Source organism: Patulibacter defluvii, assembly GCF_034096925.1.
Classification (GTDB): domain Bacteria; phylum Actinomycetota; class Thermoleophilia; order Solirubrobacterales; family Solirubrobacteraceae; genus Patulibacter; species Patulibacter defluvii.
This window is the reverse complement of sequence record NZ_JAWZSQ010000006.1, coordinates 156,222-174,460: the sequence shown is the minus strand read 5'-3', so window position 1 is coordinate 174,460 and position 18,239 is coordinate 156,222. Positions and strand designations below refer to the sequence as shown.

12 protein-coding genes are annotated in these 18,239 nt (G+C 76.9%); 9 read left to right on the top strand and 3 right to left on the bottom strand.

Translation table 11 applies throughout. The annotated features are described in order from the left end of the window. Positions 1-10 precede the first annotated feature (10 nt). Positions 11-1,132, top strand: coding sequence for an ATP-binding protein (locus SH587_RS08775; protein WP_320670213.1), 1,122 nt, complete (start codon positions 11-13; stop codon positions 1,130-1,132). Here SH587_RS08775 and SH587_RS08770 read toward each other — a convergent pair. The 3 genes from SH587_RS08770 to SH587_RS08760 all read right to left on the bottom strand — a co-directional run bounded on the left by SH587_RS08770 (position 1,129) and on the right by SH587_RS08760 (position 8,471). Further along, the gene (locus SH587_RS08770; protein WP_320670212.1) at positions 1,129-3,156 is read right to left on the bottom strand and encodes a hypothetical protein; all 2,028 of its coding nucleotides are present in this window, start codon (positions 3,154-3,156) and stop codon (positions 1,129-1,131) included. The genes SH587_RS08775 and SH587_RS08770 overlap by 4 nt on opposite strands. A gap of 70 nt (positions 3,157-3,226) precedes the next feature. Next, positions 3,227-6,112, bottom strand: coding sequence for an ABC transporter substrate-binding protein (locus SH587_RS08765; protein ID WP_320670211.1), 2,886 nt, complete (start codon positions 6,110-6,112; stop codon positions 3,227-3,229). A 7-nt stretch (positions 6,113-6,119) separates the two neighbouring features. After that, positions 6,120-8,471, bottom strand: coding sequence for a hypothetical protein (locus SH587_RS08760; RefSeq protein ID WP_320670210.1), 2,352 nt, complete (start codon positions 8,469-8,471; stop codon positions 6,120-6,122). Positions 8,472-8,763: 292 nt separating this feature from the next. On the opposite strand from SH587_RS08760, the gene SH587_RS08755 reads away from it, so the two are divergent. From SH587_RS08755 to SH587_RS08720, 8 genes are read left to right on the top strand one after another with little or no spacing between them, the layout of a single operon-like run. Next, positions 8,764-9,618, top strand: coding sequence for an MlaE family ABC transporter permease (locus SH587_RS08755; RefSeq protein ID WP_320670209.1), 855 nt, complete (start codon positions 8,764-8,766; stop codon positions 9,616-9,618). Next, entirely contained in the window at positions 9,615-10,460 is an 846-nt protein-coding gene (locus SH587_RS08750; protein WP_320670208.1) for an ABC transporter permease, read from the top strand. Before SH587_RS08755 ends, SH587_RS08750 begins: the two co-directional genes overlap by 4 nt. Then, entirely contained in the window at positions 10,457-11,719 is a 1,263-nt protein-coding gene (locus tag SH587_RS08745; RefSeq protein WP_320670207.1) for an MlaD family protein, read from the top strand. Before SH587_RS08750 ends, SH587_RS08745 begins: the two co-directional genes overlap by 4 nt. Then, on the top strand, positions 11,716-12,948 hold the full coding sequence (locus SH587_RS08740) for an MlaD family protein (RefSeq protein ID WP_320670206.1): 1,233 nt from the start codon (positions 11,716-11,718) through the stop codon (positions 12,946-12,948). The genes SH587_RS08745 and SH587_RS08740 overlap by 4 nt, the downstream gene beginning before the upstream one ends. Further along, positions 12,945-14,183 (top strand): MlaD family protein, encoded by a 1,239-nt coding sequence (locus SH587_RS08735; RefSeq protein WP_320670205.1) that lies wholly within the window; start codon positions 12,945-12,947, stop codon positions 14,181-14,183. Before SH587_RS08740 ends, SH587_RS08735 begins: the two co-directional genes overlap by 4 nt. Further along, the gene (locus SH587_RS08730; RefSeq protein WP_320670204.1) at positions 14,174-15,499 is read left to right on the top strand and encodes an MlaD family protein; all 1,326 of its coding nucleotides are present in this window, start codon (positions 14,174-14,176) and stop codon (positions 15,497-15,499) included. The genes SH587_RS08735 and SH587_RS08730 overlap by 10 nt, the downstream gene beginning before the upstream one ends. Then, positions 15,496-16,881 (top strand): MlaD family protein, encoded by a 1,386-nt coding sequence (locus SH587_RS08725; protein ID WP_320670203.1) that lies wholly within the window; start codon positions 15,496-15,498, stop codon positions 16,879-16,881. Before SH587_RS08730 ends, SH587_RS08725 begins: the two co-directional genes overlap by 4 nt. Continuing rightward, positions 16,878-18,203, top strand: coding sequence for an MlaD family protein (locus tag SH587_RS08720; RefSeq protein ID WP_320670202.1), 1,326 nt, complete (start codon positions 16,878-16,880; stop codon positions 18,201-18,203). Before SH587_RS08725 ends, SH587_RS08720 begins: the two co-directional genes overlap by 4 nt. The last annotated feature ends 36 nt before the right edge of the window (positions 18,204-18,239 follow it).

Below are 18,239 nucleotides of genomic sequence, written 5' to 3'. Positions count from 1 at the left end.
GCCTCGGACCGTGTCGCCCGTCGCGGACTACCCGTTCCGGCACGCCGGCCCGGTCCCGCCCGAGCGGATGATCGACCGCACGCGCGAGCTGCTGCTGCTCGGGCGGGCGGCCGGCGAGCGGACGCCGGTGCGGCTGGCCGCCCCTCGGCGCTACGGCAAGACGACGCTGCTCGCCGCCCACGCCCGGGCGCTGGAGCAGGCCGGCTGGCGCTGCGTGCGGGTCGACCTGGGCGGCGTCAGCGACGTGACCGGCGTCGCCCGCGCGCTGCTCCGCGCCTGGGCCGGCCAGCGCGACGAGGGGCCCGTCCGGCGGGTCCGGCGGCTGGCGGCGCGGATCGGGCTGGAGCTGTCGCTGGCCGGGCCGCGGATCCAGGTCGCCCCGGCGGCCACCGCCCGTCCCGCCGAGCAGCATCAGCTGCTGGAGGAGCTGCTCGACCTGCCCGAGCGGGTCGCCGCGGCCGACGACGGGTCGGTGCTGGTGGTCTTCGACGAGTTCCAGGACCTGCTGGTCGCCGATCCCCAGCTCGACGGCCGGGTGCGGGCCGCGATCCAGCACCACCTGCGCGTGGCCTACGTCTTCGCCGGCTCGGAGCCGTCGCTGCTGGCGCGGATGTTCGAGCGCCACGAGGCCCCGTTCTTCGGCCAGGCCGAGCCGCTGGGCCTGGCGCCGCTGCCGCTGGAGGAGACGATCGACGAGGTCGAGCGCCGCTTCGCCGAGCTCGACCTCGATCCCGGCGGCGCGGCCGCGGCCCTGGCCGAGGTCGCCGCCGGCCACCCGCAGCGGACGATGCTGCTCTGCCACCTGCTCGCCCGGCGGCTGCAGGACGGCGCCGCCGGCGAGGACGAGGAGGAGCTGGTCGACCTGGTCCTGGTCGACGCGCTCGAGCAGACGTCGGAGATCCACGCCGCCGCGCTCGCCGGCCTCTCGCGCAGCCAGCGGGTGGTGCTCGGCGAGATCGCCCACGGCCGCCCGCCGACCGCCCGCGACCTGGCCGACCGCCAGGGCGCGACCCGCGCCGCCTACCAGCAGGCCGCCGGCGCGCTGGTCGCCGCCGGGCAGCTGCTGGCCCGCGACGACGACGGCGGCTGGCGGATCATCGATCCGCTGCTGCGCCTGCGGCTCGCGCGCTAGAACCCCGGCAGCGTCGACGGGTTGCGGGTCAGCTGCCCGCGCGCGTTGCGGGCCCGCGCGGCCGCCGTCAGCGGGTGCGGCTGGACCAGCCGGTTCGACGCCGTCCGCGGCACGCTGCGGTCGGCGGCGGCCGGCACCCGCATCCGCCAGAGCCCGAACTGGGCGTTGACCACCACCGGCTTCCCGACCGCCCAGCGCGGGCGCGGGATCGGCTCGCCGGTGGCCAGGTCGCGCAGCAGGCCGAGCACGTAGTCGGCCCGCTTGCCCTGGGCCGCGACCGCGTAGGTGGTGTCGCTGGAGACCGGGTCGGTGGTGGCCAGCGGGTGGTCCTTGGCCAGGAAGAGCGTCGCCCACAGCTGGGTGCCCGAGGCCGGCAGGTCGATCAGCACCGACGAGCCGCGCGGGATCGCCCCGCTCCAGATCAGCAGGTCCTGCAGCTCGGGGGTGACGTTGACGCCGGTCTCGCGCAGCTCCCCGCGCGAGGCCGAGAGCGCCGGCACGCCCCAGGCCAGCAGCACCGCCACGCCGGCCGCGATCGCCCACGGCCGCCGGTCGCGGACCAGGGCCAGCGCGCCGCCGAGCGCCAGCGGCAGCAGGATCAGGGCGGTGAAGGTGACGTGCTTGTAGTCGACGTACTCGGCCGTCGAGCGCTGCCGCAGCAGGCCGTCGACCACCAGCAGCAGCAGCGCCAGCACCGCCCACGGCTTCCAGAACCGGCGGTCGGCCAGGGCAAGGCCGACGACGGCGACGACCGCCACCGCGACCGGCACCAGCCAGCTGCCGCTGTCGATCCCGAACGCCGCGCCGTGGTCGGGGAAGACGTTGACGTCGCCCTGCCAGAAGTCGCCGTCGCCGCTGAGGAACTGCGACAGGACCCCGGCCAGCTTGCCCAGGCCCCAGAGCGCCGAGAGCCCGAAGAAGACCAGTAGCAGCGGCCAGACCCGCCGCAGCCGCCGGCGCAGGCCCGCCGGCACGTGCGGCCGCCGACGGACGGCGACCGCCACCGCCAGCACGCCCAGCACCGTGTACGGCAGCGCCGTCGGGTACGCGATCAGGCCCATCAGGGTCAGCCCCAGGGCCAGCGCCCCCGCGCGGCCGTCCTCGTCCCGCAGCCAGGTCCACGCCAGCGCGACCGCGGTCACCAGCAGGAACATCCCCCAGACCTGGTTGTAGTAGGGGTGCAGGACGCTGTAGAGGGTCGCCGCCGAGCCGCCGACGGCCAGCGCCACCAGCCCCGCGGCCCAGCCCGGCAGGCGGAAGGCGATCGCCGCCAGCAGCCCGGCCCCGGCCGCCGTGGTCGCGGTCAGGACGGCGAGGAACGGGCCGAACATCTGGATCGGCCCGGTCAGGCCCAGCTCGGTCGCGGCGCCGAAGGGGTGGAAGATCGGGATCCGGCCCGCCCACGCCTCGGGCACCTTGTCGAGCGCGGTCGCGAGGTCGGTCTTCAGCGGGTAGGACTCCTGCAGGAACCAGACCACGCCGACCACCTGGTGGGCGTCGGGGTTGGTGCCGAAGACGGTCAGCAGGTGGGTCCAGATCACCGGCACCAGCGTCAGCAGCCCGGCGCCGGCCGCCCCGACCAGCAGCGCGGCGCTGCCCGGCCAGTCGGCGCGCGGTCCCGGGCGCCGCAGCGACCACAGCGCCAGCAGCCCGGTGACGACCAGGAAGAGCGCGGTCGCCGGCCGCGGCGGCAGGCCCAGCAGCGCCAGCACCGTCAGCCCGATCGTGGCCCCCGCCATTCCCAGCGGCAGCACCAGCACCGGCCACCAGCCGGCCAGGCCGTGGGGCGTCAGCCGCCGGGCCAGCGCCACCCCGGGCACGACCACGACCAGCGCGGCGGCGACGACGTAGCGGGCGGTCTGCCACAGCAACCGGCCGTCGAGCGAGACGTCGCGGCCGAGCAGCCCGTAGACCAGCACCGCCACCACCAGCGCGGCGAGCGCCGCCAGCGCCCACCACGGGGTGCGCGCCGGCGCCGGGGGCGCGGCGGCCGCGGCGGTCACGGGAGCCTCGACGGAGTGCACGCGCTCAGGGTAGGGGGCGCGGCCGGGGACCGGCGGAGCGCTCGGCCCCGCCCGCCCCCGGCCGCGCCCCTCACGGCGCCTCCGGCGAGCCCGTGATCGGCGGCGCCGGCGCCGGCGGCCCGACGTTCAGCCCACGGATCGTCGGTCCGTAGATCCGGCCCTGCAGCGGCGCCCAGGCCCCGTCGGCGAAGAACCGGCCGGAGACCTTCGACCCGCCCGCCTGCTCGGGGATCAGGTTCTCCGGCAGGAAGCTCAGGTTGACCACCTGGAAGAGCGGCCCACCCGCCCACCGCCGGTCGGCCCGCCACGGCGCCACCAGCGCGTCGGTGAACCGCCGCGGCCGCCGCAGCCGCCGCTCGACGTCGCCGGCATCGGTCCCGTCGCGCAGCCCCTCGTCCAGCGCCAGCCCGGCCACGTAGCCGCGGAGGCCGGCGATCGACGGCCGCTCGCCCGGGAACAGCAGCGGGATCACGTTGGCGTAGGCCTCGGCGTCCTGCGAGCCGAGCTGCAGCTCGCTGGCCGAGATGATCGCGCCGGCGCGGGCGAGCGCGCCGCTGTCGACCTCGAACCGCTCGTCGAACAGCGGGCTGGTCGCCACGATCGCGTCGTAGGGGAACCGCGGCTGGTCGCGGCCGAGCCGCCGCAGAGCCGCCGCCAGCCTCCGCCGATCGCCGTCGACGACGGTCACCAGCTGGTGCGCGGCGTCGATCGCGCGGGCGAACCGGCGCGGATCGGCGATCGCCGACGGCGGCTCCACCACCACCCGCAGCGGGGTCCCGGCGACGGCCTCGCGGAGCCCGGCGATCCGGGCGTCGGAGGCCACCGAGCGGCCGCTGCGGAGGACGGTGATCCGCGGCACCGCGCTCGGCCGCGAGCTCAGGCCCTGCTCGGCGACGAAGCGGCCGATCGCCACCCCCTCGGCGCGCGGGTCGCCGCCGGTCCGGAAGACCCGGCGGCCACGGACCAGCGGCACCGACGGCTCGCCGACCACCGTCACCCGGTCACCGGCCGCCCGGACCGCCGCCTCCGCGCCGTCGCCGCAGGGCGCCAGCAGCGCCACCGCGTCGCCGGCCGCGCGGACCGCCGCGGCCGCCCGCGCGGGATCGCCACCGTCGTCGACCGTCCGCAGCACCAGCTTGCGGCCGCCGTCGACCCCACCCTTCGCGTTCAGCCGCCCGACCGCCAGCGACGCGCCCTGGGCGTGGGCCCGGCAGGTGCGGGCCTGGCGCCCGGAGAGGTCGGCGGTCTGGATCAGGTGCCGCGGCGCGGGCCCGCCCTCGGCCAGATCACCGATCGGGAACGCGGCCGGCGCCGACTCGCGGCGGCCGTCGACCGCCGGGTAGGCGAACCAGGTGCCGGCCGCGGGCAGCTCGACCGCGGCCGACCAGGCGTCGCCCGGTCCCCGCCGCAGCTGGGCGCGGACCTCGCCGGTCGAGCAGGCGCAGCGCAGCCGCACGTCGATCCGTGCCGGCGCCCGCCCGGGCGTGCCCTCGGCCAGCGTCGTCGGATCGGCGACGACCACGTTCCGCCCCGGAGTCGCCGGGGCGACGGTCAGCCGCAGCAGCTGGCCGCCGATCGCGGTCGTCGCCAGCGCCGGTCCGCCGAGCACGTTGCCCTGCTGGGCCGCCACCGGCCGCCCGCGTCCCGGCACCAATCCGGCCAGGACCGCGGCCAGCACCAGCACGGTGACCGCCAGCACGGCCTCGCCGCGCAGCAGCCGCGAGCCGCCGGCGCCCGCCCCGCCGCTGTGCCGCAGCCGCCGGGTGGCGACCGCGCCGGCGCCGACGGCCAGCGCCACCAGCAGCACCTTCACCGCCAGCACTCGGCCGTAGCCGGTCCAGCGCAGGTAGTACCAGCCGTCGACCTCGCGCAGGGCGGCCACCAGGCCGGTCACGGAGAGGACGACGATCGCGGCGATCGCGAACGGCGCCAGCGCCCGCAGCGCCCGCCGGCCGCCGCCGAGCACGGCCAGCGCCACCAGGCCACCGGCCCAGACGCCGGCCGCGACCCCGTGCAGCGCCCCCAGCAGGGCCGCGACGAGGGTCCCGTCGCCGAGCCCCTGGACGTGGCCGTCGGTGCCGTAGGCGATCAGCGCCACCACGCCCGACGCGGCCAGCAGCCCGTCGCTGCGCGGGTCGTTGCGGCGCCGCAGCCAGAGCCCGGCCCCGCCGAGCGCGGCCGCCAGCAGCAGCCGCAGCAGCGCGATCCGGCCGTTGCCGTTGCCGGTCAGCAGCGCCAGCGAGGGGTCGCCGACGCCGGCGGTCGCCAGCACGGCGACGGCCTCGGCGGCCCCGAAGAGGGAGAGGGCCAGGGCCAGCGTCGCCAGCCGCTGCCAGCGCCGCTCGGCGCCGGGACCCCGTTGGGCGCGCGGGACGCGCCAGCGCAGCAGCACCCCGCCGAGCAGCGTCGCCGCCCCCAGCAGGCCGAGCCAGCGGACGGCCAGCTCGAACCAGCCCTCGCCGGAGACGTCCTCGCCCCCGCGCGAGCCGATCCCGGTCGAGGCGCCGCCGCCGAGCCGCTCGGCTCCGGGCGGCGGGCTGCCCTTCGGGCCCGAGACGCCGAAGCGGAACGAGCCCGACGTGGTGTGCCCGTCGGAGCCCAGCGCCACCCACCGCACGTCGTAGACCGCCGGCCGCAGGCTCCCGCGCAGCGGCGCGACCAGCAGCGAGCCATCGCTGACCCGCAGCGGACCGGTGGCGACCCGCTCGCCGCGCGGCCCGCGGACCTCGATCGACGAGCCGCGGGCGATCACGCCCTCGGTGAAGGCCAGCCGGACGGCGGTCGGCGGCTGGTCCGCGGAGAGGCCGCCGAGCGGCGCCGACTGGACCAGCGATGGATGTGCGGAAGCGGCCGCCGGCATGACGGCGGCGAGCAGGAGGGCCACGACGAGCGCGGCCGCGGTGGCGAACCACCGTGGCCGCGTCGTCACGGGCCCCGGAGGGGTGCCCGTGCTCATCGGCGAATCAGAGGCGGACCGAGCGTCGGACGCTGACGCTCTTGCCCTCGGGAGTCCGCCCGGTCACCGTCACGGTCACCTTCGACCGCTTCGCCCAGCCCGAGCGCGAGGCCCGGCTGAGGGTGACCTTGACCTTCTTGCCGGCCGAGATCGTCCGGGCCTTCGACGCCGCCAGGGCCCGCTTGCGCGCGTTCCGGACGACGACCTTGACCCGCGACAGCTTCGCGCCGGTGACCTTCACCCGCACGCTCGCCTTCGACCGCTTCCCGGCCAGCGCCCGGACCGCGGACGCCTCGCCGCCGACCGCGACCGCCGGGGCCGGGGCCGGGTCGTCCGGGAGCACCGGCAGCGGGCCGGTGTTCTTCGGCGCGATCCCGGGCGGGGTGATCCACAGCATCGAGTGCGGCTTGTAGAAGCCGGCGTCCGGCGAGCCGGGCCAGTTGCGACGGTTGAAGTTGACGCCGAGGGCGCCGGTCTTCTCGTCGCGGAAGTCCTCGTCGTACGAGAGCTTCCCGTCCTTGTCGATGTTGACCAGGTAGAACCGGTGGTCGCCGTCGACCCCCGTCCGCGAGACGAAGTAGTTCGAGAACGTCAGGCGGGTCGGGAACCCGTCGGGGGTGTAGCTGTGGTTGTCCAGCGCCGCCCAGTGCGGGCCGCCGGAGGTGTTGTCGTTGACCTTCAGCGTGTCGATCAGCGTCGGGCAGTCGGCGACCTTCTCGCCCTTGGCGAGCTTGTGGACGGCCTGGATCGCCGTCAGGTCCTTGCTGCCGTCACCGTCGGTGTCGATGCCGTTGGTCAGGTCGCACTGGACCTTGCCGTCCTGCGCCGACTTGATCAGGTCCTCGATGTTGAGGTCGTACAGCTGCTTCGTCGCGCCGCGATCGAAGTAGTTGTCGCCGCCGGGGTTGCGGCCCTGGACCGAGCGGAAGAACCACTTGTTGTTGCGCGACACCTGGTGCCAGGCGCCACCGGCGCAGTCGCCGGGCTGGTCGATGAACTTGCTGGCGTCGCCGTCGCCCTTCGAGAGCAGGTCGGAGAGCCCGTCGTCCCAGACCTGGACCCACTTGTCCGACGCGTCGCCCTTGAGCTTCGTGATGTCGGGGGTGAAGAAGATGCCGCCGCCGCACATCGAGCCGGCGAAGGCGCCCTTCGACTCCAGCGTCTGCGGGAACGCGGCCGTCTTCGGCCAGGTCTTGGCGTTCTCCATGATCCCGTAGTTCTCGTGCGCCCGCTGGACCGGCTCGCGCCAGCCCTTCGGCATGTGCGAGACCGACTTCAGGACCGGCGCGCCGGGGTTGGTCAGGTCGAAGGTGCGGACCGTCGGGCGGAACGCGTACTTGTCGAGCGTCTTGACCGGGTCGAGCACGATCTCGCGCGGCTCGGCGTAGTCCGAGGTCACGACCGTCTTGAGGTCGGGACGGACCTGGATGCCGTGCGGGTTGGCGCAGGTGCCCAGCGGCCGCGACTCACGACCGGAGCAGGGCTCGGGCACGCCGTTGGCGTTGCCGATCGCGGTCCCGAAGGTGTTGCCGGCCGGGACCACGTTCTCGACCACGAGGCCGAGGTTGGGGTCGGGCTTGAAGACGGCCAGGGCGCCCGGCGAACCGCCGAAGTTGGTGATCGGGCCGCCCATGTAGGTGCCGATGAAGCGGCCGTCGCCGACCGCGTCGTAGGCGTCCGGGATCGAGTACCCGACGCCGGTCAGCGGCACCTGGTTCTTGAGCTTGACGTTCGGGATGTCGCTCACGTCGAGGACGTGGGTGGTCGACACGAACAGCGCGCCGGCGATCACCGGGTCGCCGTCCTCCCACTCGTACTGCATGTGGTGCGGCTCGTTCTCGACGCCCCACGGCAGCGGCAGCTGGACGAAGTTGACGACCTTGCCGTAGTCGGGGTTGGCCTTGCCGGAGACGTCCTGCTTGCGGACGTCGATCACCTGCCAGCCGTCGAGGCCGGGCAGGAACTGCGGCCCGAGCATCTCCAGCAGGCCCTGCGGGTTGACCGTCAGGTTCTGGATCAGCTTCGAGATCACGTCGGCGTTGATGTCGGCCACGTTCTGCTTGCCGGACCAGACGAGGCTGTACTCGGGCTTCGCCTTCGGGTCTGGGTAGAGCTTCTTCGCCTCGGCGATCGCCGCCGTGCGGGCCGCGCCGGTCTGCTTGGCGGCGTTGGCGTAGGCCGTCTTGTACTTCGCGACGGCGGTCTTCCACTCCGTCTTCGCCCGGTCGCGACGCTCGATCGCCCCGGGGATCGTGTTGTTGTCGACCTGCCCCAGCTTGAGCCCGCGGCTGAGGGTGTTCGCCAGCCACTCGGCGCTGATGATCTGGTCGTTGTCCCCGGCCGAGGCTGGGCCTGTCACGAGGAGCGTCCCGCCCCCCAAGCTCGCGATCACCGCCACCAACGCGGCGATCGTTCGGCGCCCCCGCGGGAGCGCCCTCCACATCGCTGTCATCTGCCTGTCTCCTGGTCGGCGCGCGGCTGCGCGCAGTCACCGGACACCCCGTCGACGGCATGTCCGGGCGGAAAAGCTACTACCCGATCGGATTTCAAGCAATCTGGACGACCGTTGGACCGCGGTCGCTATTATGCGGAAATCCGGTCAGGAAGTCGACTTTCCCGTCGACCGCCTTTCCGGAATTCGGGTCCGAAAAATGCAGATTTCCTCGTCCACCCCGGTCGCCGCTCGACCACGGAGCGTCCGGCCGGCCCCCGCCGAGCGACTGCTGGCCGCCGTCGGCGAGCGGCTGCGACGGCTGGGCGGGATCGTCGCGCTGACCGTCGCCGTCGCCCGGGCGCTGCTGCGACCACCGTTCGCGTGGCGCCGCGAGTTCGTGATCGCGTCGATCGACACGCTGCGGGCCACCTTCTGGCCGATCGCGATCTCGGTCGCGGTCTGGGGCTTCTCCGGTCCCGGGCTCCAGGCCGGCAACTTCCTCCAGGCGTTCGGCTCGGTCGACCGCGCCGGCGGCTTCATGGTGGTCGCGATCGTGCGCGAGTTCGGCACCTTCGTGACCGCCGGCGTCGTGGCCGGGATGGTCGGGACGATGCTCGCGGCCGAGCTCGGCACCCGCCGCGTGCGGGGCGAGATCGACGCGCTCGAGGTGCTCGGCGTCGACCCGGTGGCGGCGATCGTCGCCCCGCGGACGCTGGCGCTGGTGGTCGTCCTGATGGTGCTCGACGTCTTCGCGTTGCTCTTCGGCGTGCTCGGCGGCTACGTCGCCTCGGTCGGCGTGCTCGGCGGCACCACCGGCGCCTTCCTCGAGTCGTTCGTGGCCAACGCGACCTTCCTCGACCTGCTGGCCAGCGTCGTCAAGGTCGGGATCTTCGGGCTGCTGATCGGCGTCATCAGCTCCTGGCACGGGCTCCACGCCGAAGGCGGCGCCCACGGCGTCGGGCGGGCGGTCAACCGCGCGGTGGTCGGCAGCCTGCTGGCGATCTTCGTCGTCAACCTGCTCTACACCCAGTGGTTCCTGGCCACCTTCCCCGAGGTCAACGTCCTGCGATGAGCGAGCCGGACGCCACCCTCGGCCTCGAGGGCGCCCGCGGGATCGACGCCCGCCACCCCGCCGGTGTCCACGGCCACGGCGGGCTGCTGGGGCTGCTCGGTGCGCTGACCTCGTTCGCCGGCGAGCTGCTGCGCGAGCTGCCGCGGGCCCGCGGGATGGCCGGCGAGACGATCCGCCAGGCCTCGCTGATCGCCTCCAGCTCGCTGCTGGTGATGCTGGCGATCGCCTTCTTCGCCGGCGGCTCCTGCGGGCTCGAGTCGACGGCGCTCGCCCGCGCCTTCGGCTTCGACCCGATCGCCGGCGGCTTCAGCGCCTGGTGCAGCCTGCGCGAGGTCGTCCCCTTCGTCTTCGGCTACATCCTCGCCGCCAAGGTCGGCTGCGGGATCGTCGCCGAGCTGGGGGCGATGCGGGTCAACGAGGAGGTCGACGCGCTCGAGGCGATGGGCGTCCGCTCGCTCGCCTACCTGGCCGTGACCCGGCTGCTGGCCTGCGTGCTGGTGCTGCCGGCCGCCTACCTGCTGTCGATCGCCTCGGCCTACGTCGCCACCTACCTGATGTCGGTCGTCCGCTTCGGCGACGTCTCGCCCGGCACCTGGCGGCTCTTCTTCTTCGCCTTCCAGGACGGCTGGGACGTGCTCTTCAGCGTCCTCAAGGGGATGGCGATCGCCGCCTGGGTGGTGCTGGTCGCGCTCTTCCACGGCTACCGCGTGCGCGGCGGCCCGGTCGAGGTCGGGATCGCGACCGCCCGCTCGATGGCGATCAGCGTCGTCGGGGTGACCGCGATCTCGATGCTCGGGACGCTCGTCTTCTGGGGCGCCAACCCGCGGATCCCGATCGGATGAGGCGGCCGGTCGCCACCGCCGGCGTGCTCGTCGTGGTCGTCGCCGCCGCCGTCGTCCGCCCCTGGGAACAGGACGGCGGGGTCCGGGTCGTGGCCGAGTTCGACGCCGTCCCCGGACTAGTCGAAGGGGCCGAGGTCGAGCGCGCCGGGGTCCGGGTCGGACGGGTCGAGCGGATCGCCCTGGTCGACGGCCGGCCGCGGGTGACGCTGCGGCTGCGCGAGGGCGAGCGGCTGCACCGCGGGGCCCGCGCCGACCTCCGGATCGTCTCGCTCAGCGGCCAGCTCAACCGGGTCGTGGCGCTGGCCGACGGCCGCGGTCCGCGACTCCGCGACGGGGCTACGCTGGGCCTGGCCCGGACCGACCAGCCGGTCGAGATCGAGACCGTGCTGGCCACCCTCGACCCACCGACCCGGCGGGCGGTCCGCGAGCTGGTGGCCGGCGCCGACCGCGCCACCGCCGGCCGCGGCGAGGCGCTGGCCGCGACCCTCCGGCGCGCCTCGCGAACCCTCGCCGCCGCCGAGGGCGCCATCGCCGACGCGACGGCCGACGGCGCCGCGCTGCGCCAGGTGGTGACCACCACCCGGCGGGTGACCGACGCGCTGGCCGCCGGCGACGGCGAGCAGCGGACCGCGGCCGCGGTCGACCGGCTGGCCGCGGTCGTCGGCGACAGCGCCAGCGAGCAGGCGGCGCTGCGGGACGCGCTCGCCGCGCTGCCGGACGGCCTGCGGGCGCCGCGCGCGACCCTCGACCGCTTCCGCCGCCAGCTGCCGCGGCTGCGGACCACCGCCCGCCGGGCGCGACCGGCCGTCGACCAGATCGCCGCCGCCGCCCCCGAGCTGCGGACGACGCTGGCCGCCGCCGGCCCGGTCCTGCGCCAGACCGAAGCGGTCGTCACCGACGGCCCGCGCCAGCTCGGCGCCGTCGCGCCGCTGGTCGCCGAGGCGACCCCGGTCCTGCGGACGGCCACCCGCGCGCTGCGGCAGGCGAACCCGATCCTCGACGAGAGCCGGGTCCGGCTGCCCGACTTCTTCTCGTTCTTCAGCAACTGGGCCGACGCGACCGCCAACTACGACGCCAACGGCCACGGGTTCCGGGTCGGCCTGACCTTCCCGCCGGCGCCGCTGCGGGTGGCGTCGCCCGACGGCCAGGACGCCGGCCACCTGGCGCGGCCGTTCCTGCGCCCGCCCGGGTCGCTCCAGGGCGAGCCGTGGAACGGCTGGCGCAGCAGCCTGCTGACCGCCGGGAGCGACGCCCCGTGACCCGCGGTCCGCGCTGGGCGCTGGCCACCGCCGCCGTGCTGCTGCTGGCCGCGGTCGTCGCCGCCGGCTTCGTGCTCGGCGTCCAGCGGCTGGTCCGCGGCGGCGAGGGGGCGACGATCGACGTCGACTTCCGCGACGCCCGCGGGCTGGTCGCCGACGCCGACGTGATCGTCGGCGGGGCGAAGGCCGGGCGGGTCGAGCGGATCTCCCTGACCGACGCCGGGACCGCCCGCGTGCGGCTGCGGCTGCACGAGGGGCTGGAGCCGCCGCGGGCCGACGCCAGCGCCGCGATCCGGCCCGCCGACCTGCTCGGCGACGTCGTCCTCGACCTCTCCCCCGGCCACGACCGGCGGCCGCTGCGGGGGCCGATCGCGGTCGCCCGGACGGTCGACGCGCCGCGCCTGGAGCAACTGCTGGAGAGCTTCGACGGGCCGGTCCGCGACGGGCTGCGGGCGCTGCTGGTGGCCGGCGGCCAGGCGCTCGCCGGCCGCGGCGAGGACCTGGCGCGGACGCTGGTCGCGCTGCGGCCCGCCATCACCGCCGGCGACGGGGTGCTGCGCGAGCTGGACGACCAGGACGCGGCCCTCTCCTCGGTCGTCGCCGACGCCGAGCGGGCGGTCGGCGCGCTGGCCGCCACCGCCCCCGACGGCGAGCGGGCGCTGGTGGCGCTGGAGCGGCGGCTGACGACGGTGGTCGCGGTCCGCCGGCCGCTCGACGACGGCCTCCGCGGGCTGCCGGCCACGCTCGGGCGGCTGCGGACGACCGCCGCGTCGCTGACCGCCACCGCCGGGCGGCTGCGCCCGCTGGCCCGCGACCTGCGCGCGCTGGCGCCGGGGCTGACGACGGCCGCCGACCGCGTGCGGCCGTTCCTCGGCCGCGCCCGCCGCGCCTCCTCCGACTTGATCCCGGCCCTGCGGCAGCTGCGCGGGGCGCTGGTCGGCCGCGAGGGCACGTGGACGGCGCTGACCCAGGGGCTCGGCACCGCGGCCGCGGTCGCCCCCGACCTCGACCGGCTGCTGACCGCGGTCGAGGACGCGGCGCCGGCGATCTCGAAGGGCTTCTTCGTCAACTTCACCGACCAGGGCGCCGAGCCCGGCACGCAGCCGGCCGACCCCTTCGCCGACCCGGCCCGCAACTACTGGCGCGGGGCCGCGGTCTTCTCGTGCGAGGCGTTCGGCGTCCCGATCGAGCCGGGCTGCCTGCTGAAGGCGCTGGGGAGGGACAAGTGAGCCGCCGCGCCACCCCCGAGGACCGCCGCCGGCGCGACCTGCTGCTCGGGCTGCTGGTCGTGGTCGCGATCGGGGCCGTCGTCTACCTGTCGACGGTCGCGATCGACGGCGGACCGCTCTCCGACCCCTACGAGCTGCGGATCGACGTCGCCGGCGACGCGCCGCTGCTGAAGGACGGCGACGACGTCCGGATCGCCGGCCAGCGGGCCGGCACCGTCCGCCGGGTCGAGCCGGCGCGGGGGCCCGACGGCACGCCGCGCGCCCGGGTCACGCTGGCCCTCGACGAGGGCCCGGTCGGCCGCGGCGCGCGGGCGACGGTGCGGCTGCGCGGGATCGCCGGCGCGGTCTACGTGGCGCTCGAGCCCGGCGACCGCTCGCGGCCGCTGCCCGACGGCGCGCGGCTGGGGACGGCTCCCGCGACCGTCCAGCTGAGCGACGTCGCCGCCGCCTTCGACGCCCGCACCCGCCGGGCGCTCTCCGGGACCCTGCGCCAGGTCGGGAGCGGGATCGCCGGCCGCGGTCCCGACCTCAACCGGACCCTGGCCACGCTGCCGGCGACCCTCGACGGCCTGACCCCGCTGGCCCGCGGGCTCGCCGCCCGCCCGGGCGCCCTCGCCGGCCTGCTCGGCGCCGCCGACGCGGTCCTGCGGAGCCTCGACGCCGACGGCGCGCTGGCGGCGATCGTGCCCGCTGCCCGCCGCACGCTCGAGGCGATCCCCGACGACGGCCTGGCCGCCACGATCGGCGCGCTGCCGGCCGTCGAGCGGCAGGCCGCCCGGACGCTGCCGCCGGCGCGGGCGCTGATCGACGACGTCGGCGGGCTGGCCGCCGAGCTGCGGCCGGTGACCGCGGCGACCGAGCGGGCGCTGCCGTCGCTGCTCTCGGCGCTGCGGCGGAGCGACGGGATCGGCGCCTTCGCGCGGCTCGGCCGCCAGGCGACCCCGGTCCTCGCCCGCAGTGGCCCGGTGCTCGGCGCGGCCCGTGACCCCGCCGCGCTGCTGGATCCGCTGACCGCGCCGCTGGGGCCGCTCTCCCGCTACCTGGCGCCGTACCACGACGACATCGTCGACGCGGTCGTCGGCTTCGACCGCTGGGGCGACTTCGCGTTCCCCGACGGCCAGGCCTCGGGCGCCCGCGCCGTCCGCTTCTCGATGGTCCTCACCTGCCACTTCGGCCGCAACCCCTACCCGCGGCCCGGCGAGGCCTCGACCAAGGACCGCAAGTCGTGCCGCTGACCGCCCTCCGACTGCGCGGGGCGCTGGCCGTCGTCGTCGTGCTCGCCGCGGTCCTGCTGGCCTGGCAGCGGCCGAACCCGTTCTCCTCCGACCGGACGGTGCGGGTGGCGCTGGCCGACGCCACCACGCTGCGGACCGGCAGCGAGGTCCGCGTGGCCGGCACCGCCGCCGGCCGGGTGACCGCGATCGAGCGCGCCGGCGACCACGCGCTGGTGACGATGCGGGTGGCCCGCGACGCCGGCCCGATCCGCCGCGACGCCCGCGTCGAGCTGTGGCCGCGGCTGGTCTTCGAGGGCAACGCCTACCTGGAGCTGCGGCCCGGATCGGCCGACCAGCCGCCGCTCGGCGAGCGCGTGATCCCGGTCGCGCGGACGATCGCCTACGTGCCGGTCGACCGCGCGCTGCGGCTGGCCGACGGCCCGACGCGGGCGGCGATCCGCGGCGGCGCCCGCGGGCTGGCCGCGGCCGGCGACCGTCGCACCACCCGTGCCGTCGGCCGCACGCTCGAGCGGCTGCCGCCGCTCCTGGGCCGGGTCCGCCGGGTGGCCGACGCCGTCCGCGGTCCGGCCGGCGCCGGCGACCCCGATCCGACCGCCCGCGGCGCGTCGCTGCGGCGGGCGGTCCGCGGCCTCGCCCGCACCGGCAACGCGGTCGCGATCCGCCAGGCCGACCTGCGGCCGCTGATCGACGACGCCGAGCGGACCGCGGCCGCGCTCCACGGTCCCGACGGCGCGGCGCTGCGGGCCACGATCGCCGCCCTGCCGGAGACGCTGCGGGCGGTCCGCCGCGGCAGCGCCGCCGCCGACGGCACGCTCGCCCGGCTCGACGGCCTGACCCGCGACCTCGACCCGGGGCTCGGCGACGTCGCCCCGACCGTCCGCGCCGCCCGTCCGGTCCTGCGTCGCGCCGGCCGGGCCGCGACCGCCGCCACGCCGCTGGTCCGCGACGGCCGCGCCGCGCTCGAACGGGCGGCGGCCGCCGCCCCCGACGCCCGCGCGCTGGTGGCCCGGACCGCGCCGACGCTGGGCGTCCTCGACCGCTCGCTGCTGCCGGCGCTGGCGAAGCCGACCCCGACCCTGAAGCTGCCCTCCTACCTGGCCTTCCTGAACATGTTCGCCGGCGGCGGCGGGGCCTCCCGCTACTTCCAGCCGTCCGACCCCAGCAACGGGCTGCAGCAGGGCGAGGGTCACTTCATGCGCTTCCAGATCCGCTTCCTGACCGGGCTCGGGCTGCCGCTGCCGCCGTGCGCGACGATCACCGGCCTCAGCCCCGACCTCGGCAAGCTGCTCTCCGGCCTGGAGCTGTGCACGCCATGAGCCGTCGTCGCCTCCTGCGGCCCGCCGGCGGGGCGCTGCCGCCGCTCGGCCGGACGGTGCTGGTGCTGCTCGGCCTGGTCGGGCTGGCGCTCGTCGCCTGGGTGCTCGAGGTCAACCGCAGCTGGCCGTTCGCCGGCGATGGCTACACGGTCCGGGCCAGCTTCGCCGACGCCGCCGGCCTCCGCCCCAGCGACGACGCGACGGTCACGATCGCCGGGGTCGAGAGCGGCCGGGTGACGGGGATCGCCCACCGCGACGGCCGCGCCGAGCTGACCCTGCGGCTCGACCGCGCGACCGCCGGCAAGCTCCACGCCGACGCCCGGGCCACGATCCGGCCGCGCTCGCAGCTCGGCGACCTGGTGGTCGAGCTGACGCCCGGCCGCCGGACCGCGCCCGCGCTCGGCGAGGGCGACCGGATCGACGACGCCCGGACGGCGGCCAGCGTGCCCTTCAGCCGCGTCGTCTCGACCCTCGACGCCGACACCCGCACCCACCTCCAGCTGCTGATCGGCCAGCTCGATCGCGGCGTCGGCGGCCGCCGCGGCCGCACGTTGGCCGACGCGCTGCGGCGGGTCGAGCCGCTGACCCGCTCGGCCGACGCGGTCACGGCCAAGCTCGACCACCGGCGGCAGCTGCTGACCCGGCTGGTCGGCCACCTCGACGTGCTCTTCACCACCGTCGGCCGCCGCGACCGGACGCTGGCGCGGGCGATCGCCGCCGCCCGCGCGACGCTGGCCGTCGGCGGGGCCCGCTCCGGCGAGCTGCGGCGGACGGTCGCCGAGCTGCCGGCGACGCTGACCCGCACCCGCCAGGCGGTCGCCGCGGTCGACGAGCTGGGCGACGACCTCGACCCCGCATTGACGGCGCTGCGGCCGCTGGCGCGGGCACTGCCGGCGACCCTCCGCGACGTCCGCGGGGCGCTGCCCGACCTGTCGCGGCTGCTGGCCGAGCTGGACGGCACCGCGACCGCCACCGGCCCGGCGCTGCGGGCCGCGCGGCAGACCACCACCACGCTCGCGACCGCCGTCCCGCTGCTCGAGCACCCGGTCGGCCGGCTCGACCCGATCGTCCGCGCGATCGACCGCAACCGCGACGGGATCGGCCTGCTCGGCGAGCGCTTCAGCGGGATCTTCTCGACCGCCGACGTCAACGGCACGCTGCTGCGCGGGCTCGGCTTCTTCGAGCCGTTCAACCCGGCCAACTTCGGCTTCCCGATCGAGACCAAGGGCACGGCCCGCCGCGACGCCGAGCGGCAGGTGGTGACCGCCTCGCTGCGCGCCTGCCGGACCAACGCGCTGGCCTGCCTGGTGCCGTTCCTGGTCCCCGGCCTGGCCGACGACGCGCGCCGGCTCGGCGCCGCGGACGCGGAGGCCCGGCGGTGAACCGGCACGTGCCCCGCGGCGGCGCCGTCCTGCTGCTGCTCTTCCTGGTCACGGGCGTGGCGCTGTTCCTGCTGCTGGCCGCCCGCTTCGGCGGCCCCGCGATCGAGGTCGACCGGCCGTTCCTGCTGCGGGCGCGGGTCGACGACAGCCAGGCGCTGGCCACCCGCTCCGACGTCCGCGTGCGCGGCGTGGTGGTCGGTCACGTACGGCGGATCGAGCGCTCCGGCGGCCGCGCGCTGCTGACGCTGGCGCTCGACGGCACCCCGGTCGCCGTCCACCGCGACGCGACGCTGCGGATCGGCACCAAGACCCCGCTCGGCGAGGGCTACGTCGACCTCGACCCGGGCCACGCCCGCCGTGGCCCGCTGCGCGACGGCGCGACCCTCGCCGCGACGGCGGTGCGGCCGGCGGTCGAGATCGACGAGGCGCTGGAGATGCTCGACCCGCCGACCCGCCGGCACTTGCGGGGTGCGCTGCGGACCGCCGGCCGGGCGACCGCCTCGCCACGCGCGGGCGAGCAGCTGGACGGCGCCCTCCGCGAGCTGCGGACGACGGTCGACGCCGCCCACCGGCTCGGCGCGGTGCTCGACGGCCAGGGACCGGCGCTGGCGGCGATCGTCGACGGCGGCGGCCAGGTGGTGCAGGCGCTGGCCGCCCGCCGCGAGCGGGTGCGGGCGCTGGTCCGCGACGGCGCGCGGACGCTCGACGCCGTCGCCGACCGCGACCGGGCGCTGCGCGCGACCCTGCACGAGGCGCCGCGGCTGCTGCGGGCGGCCGACGCCGCGCTCGCCCAGGCGCGGCCGCTGCTGGCCGAGGCGCGGCCGGTGGTGGCGGGCCTGCGGGCGGCCGCGCCCGACCTGACCGCGGCGGCCGCGGCGCTGCCGGCGGCGACGGCCCGGGTCGACCGGATCCTCGGCGGGGCCGAGCGGCTGCGGCGGGCGGCGGCCCCGCTGCTCGACCTGCTGCCCGACGCGCTCGACGCCGCCACCCCGGCCGCCCGCGTCGCGACCCCGGCGCTGTCGAACCTGACGACGATCGTCCGCTACCTGGCGCCGCGCCAGCGCACGATCGCGGCCTGGTTCTCGAACACCGCCGCCTTCGGCACCAACGGCGACGCCAAGGGCCGCTGGGCGCGGTTCTTCGTGATGATCGACCCGGCGACGCTGCTGGCGGCCAAGAGCGACCTGCCGACCAACGCCTACACCCTGCCCGGCGACGCCGCGCGCAACGCGCCCTACCGCCCCGGCGACTTCCCGCGCCTGCGCGCGACCCCGCCGCCGGCCTCCCCACCGACCCCCACCCCCACCTCGCGTGGCGGTTGACCCCCGGCGTCCGGGGCGAATCCGCCACGCGAGCGA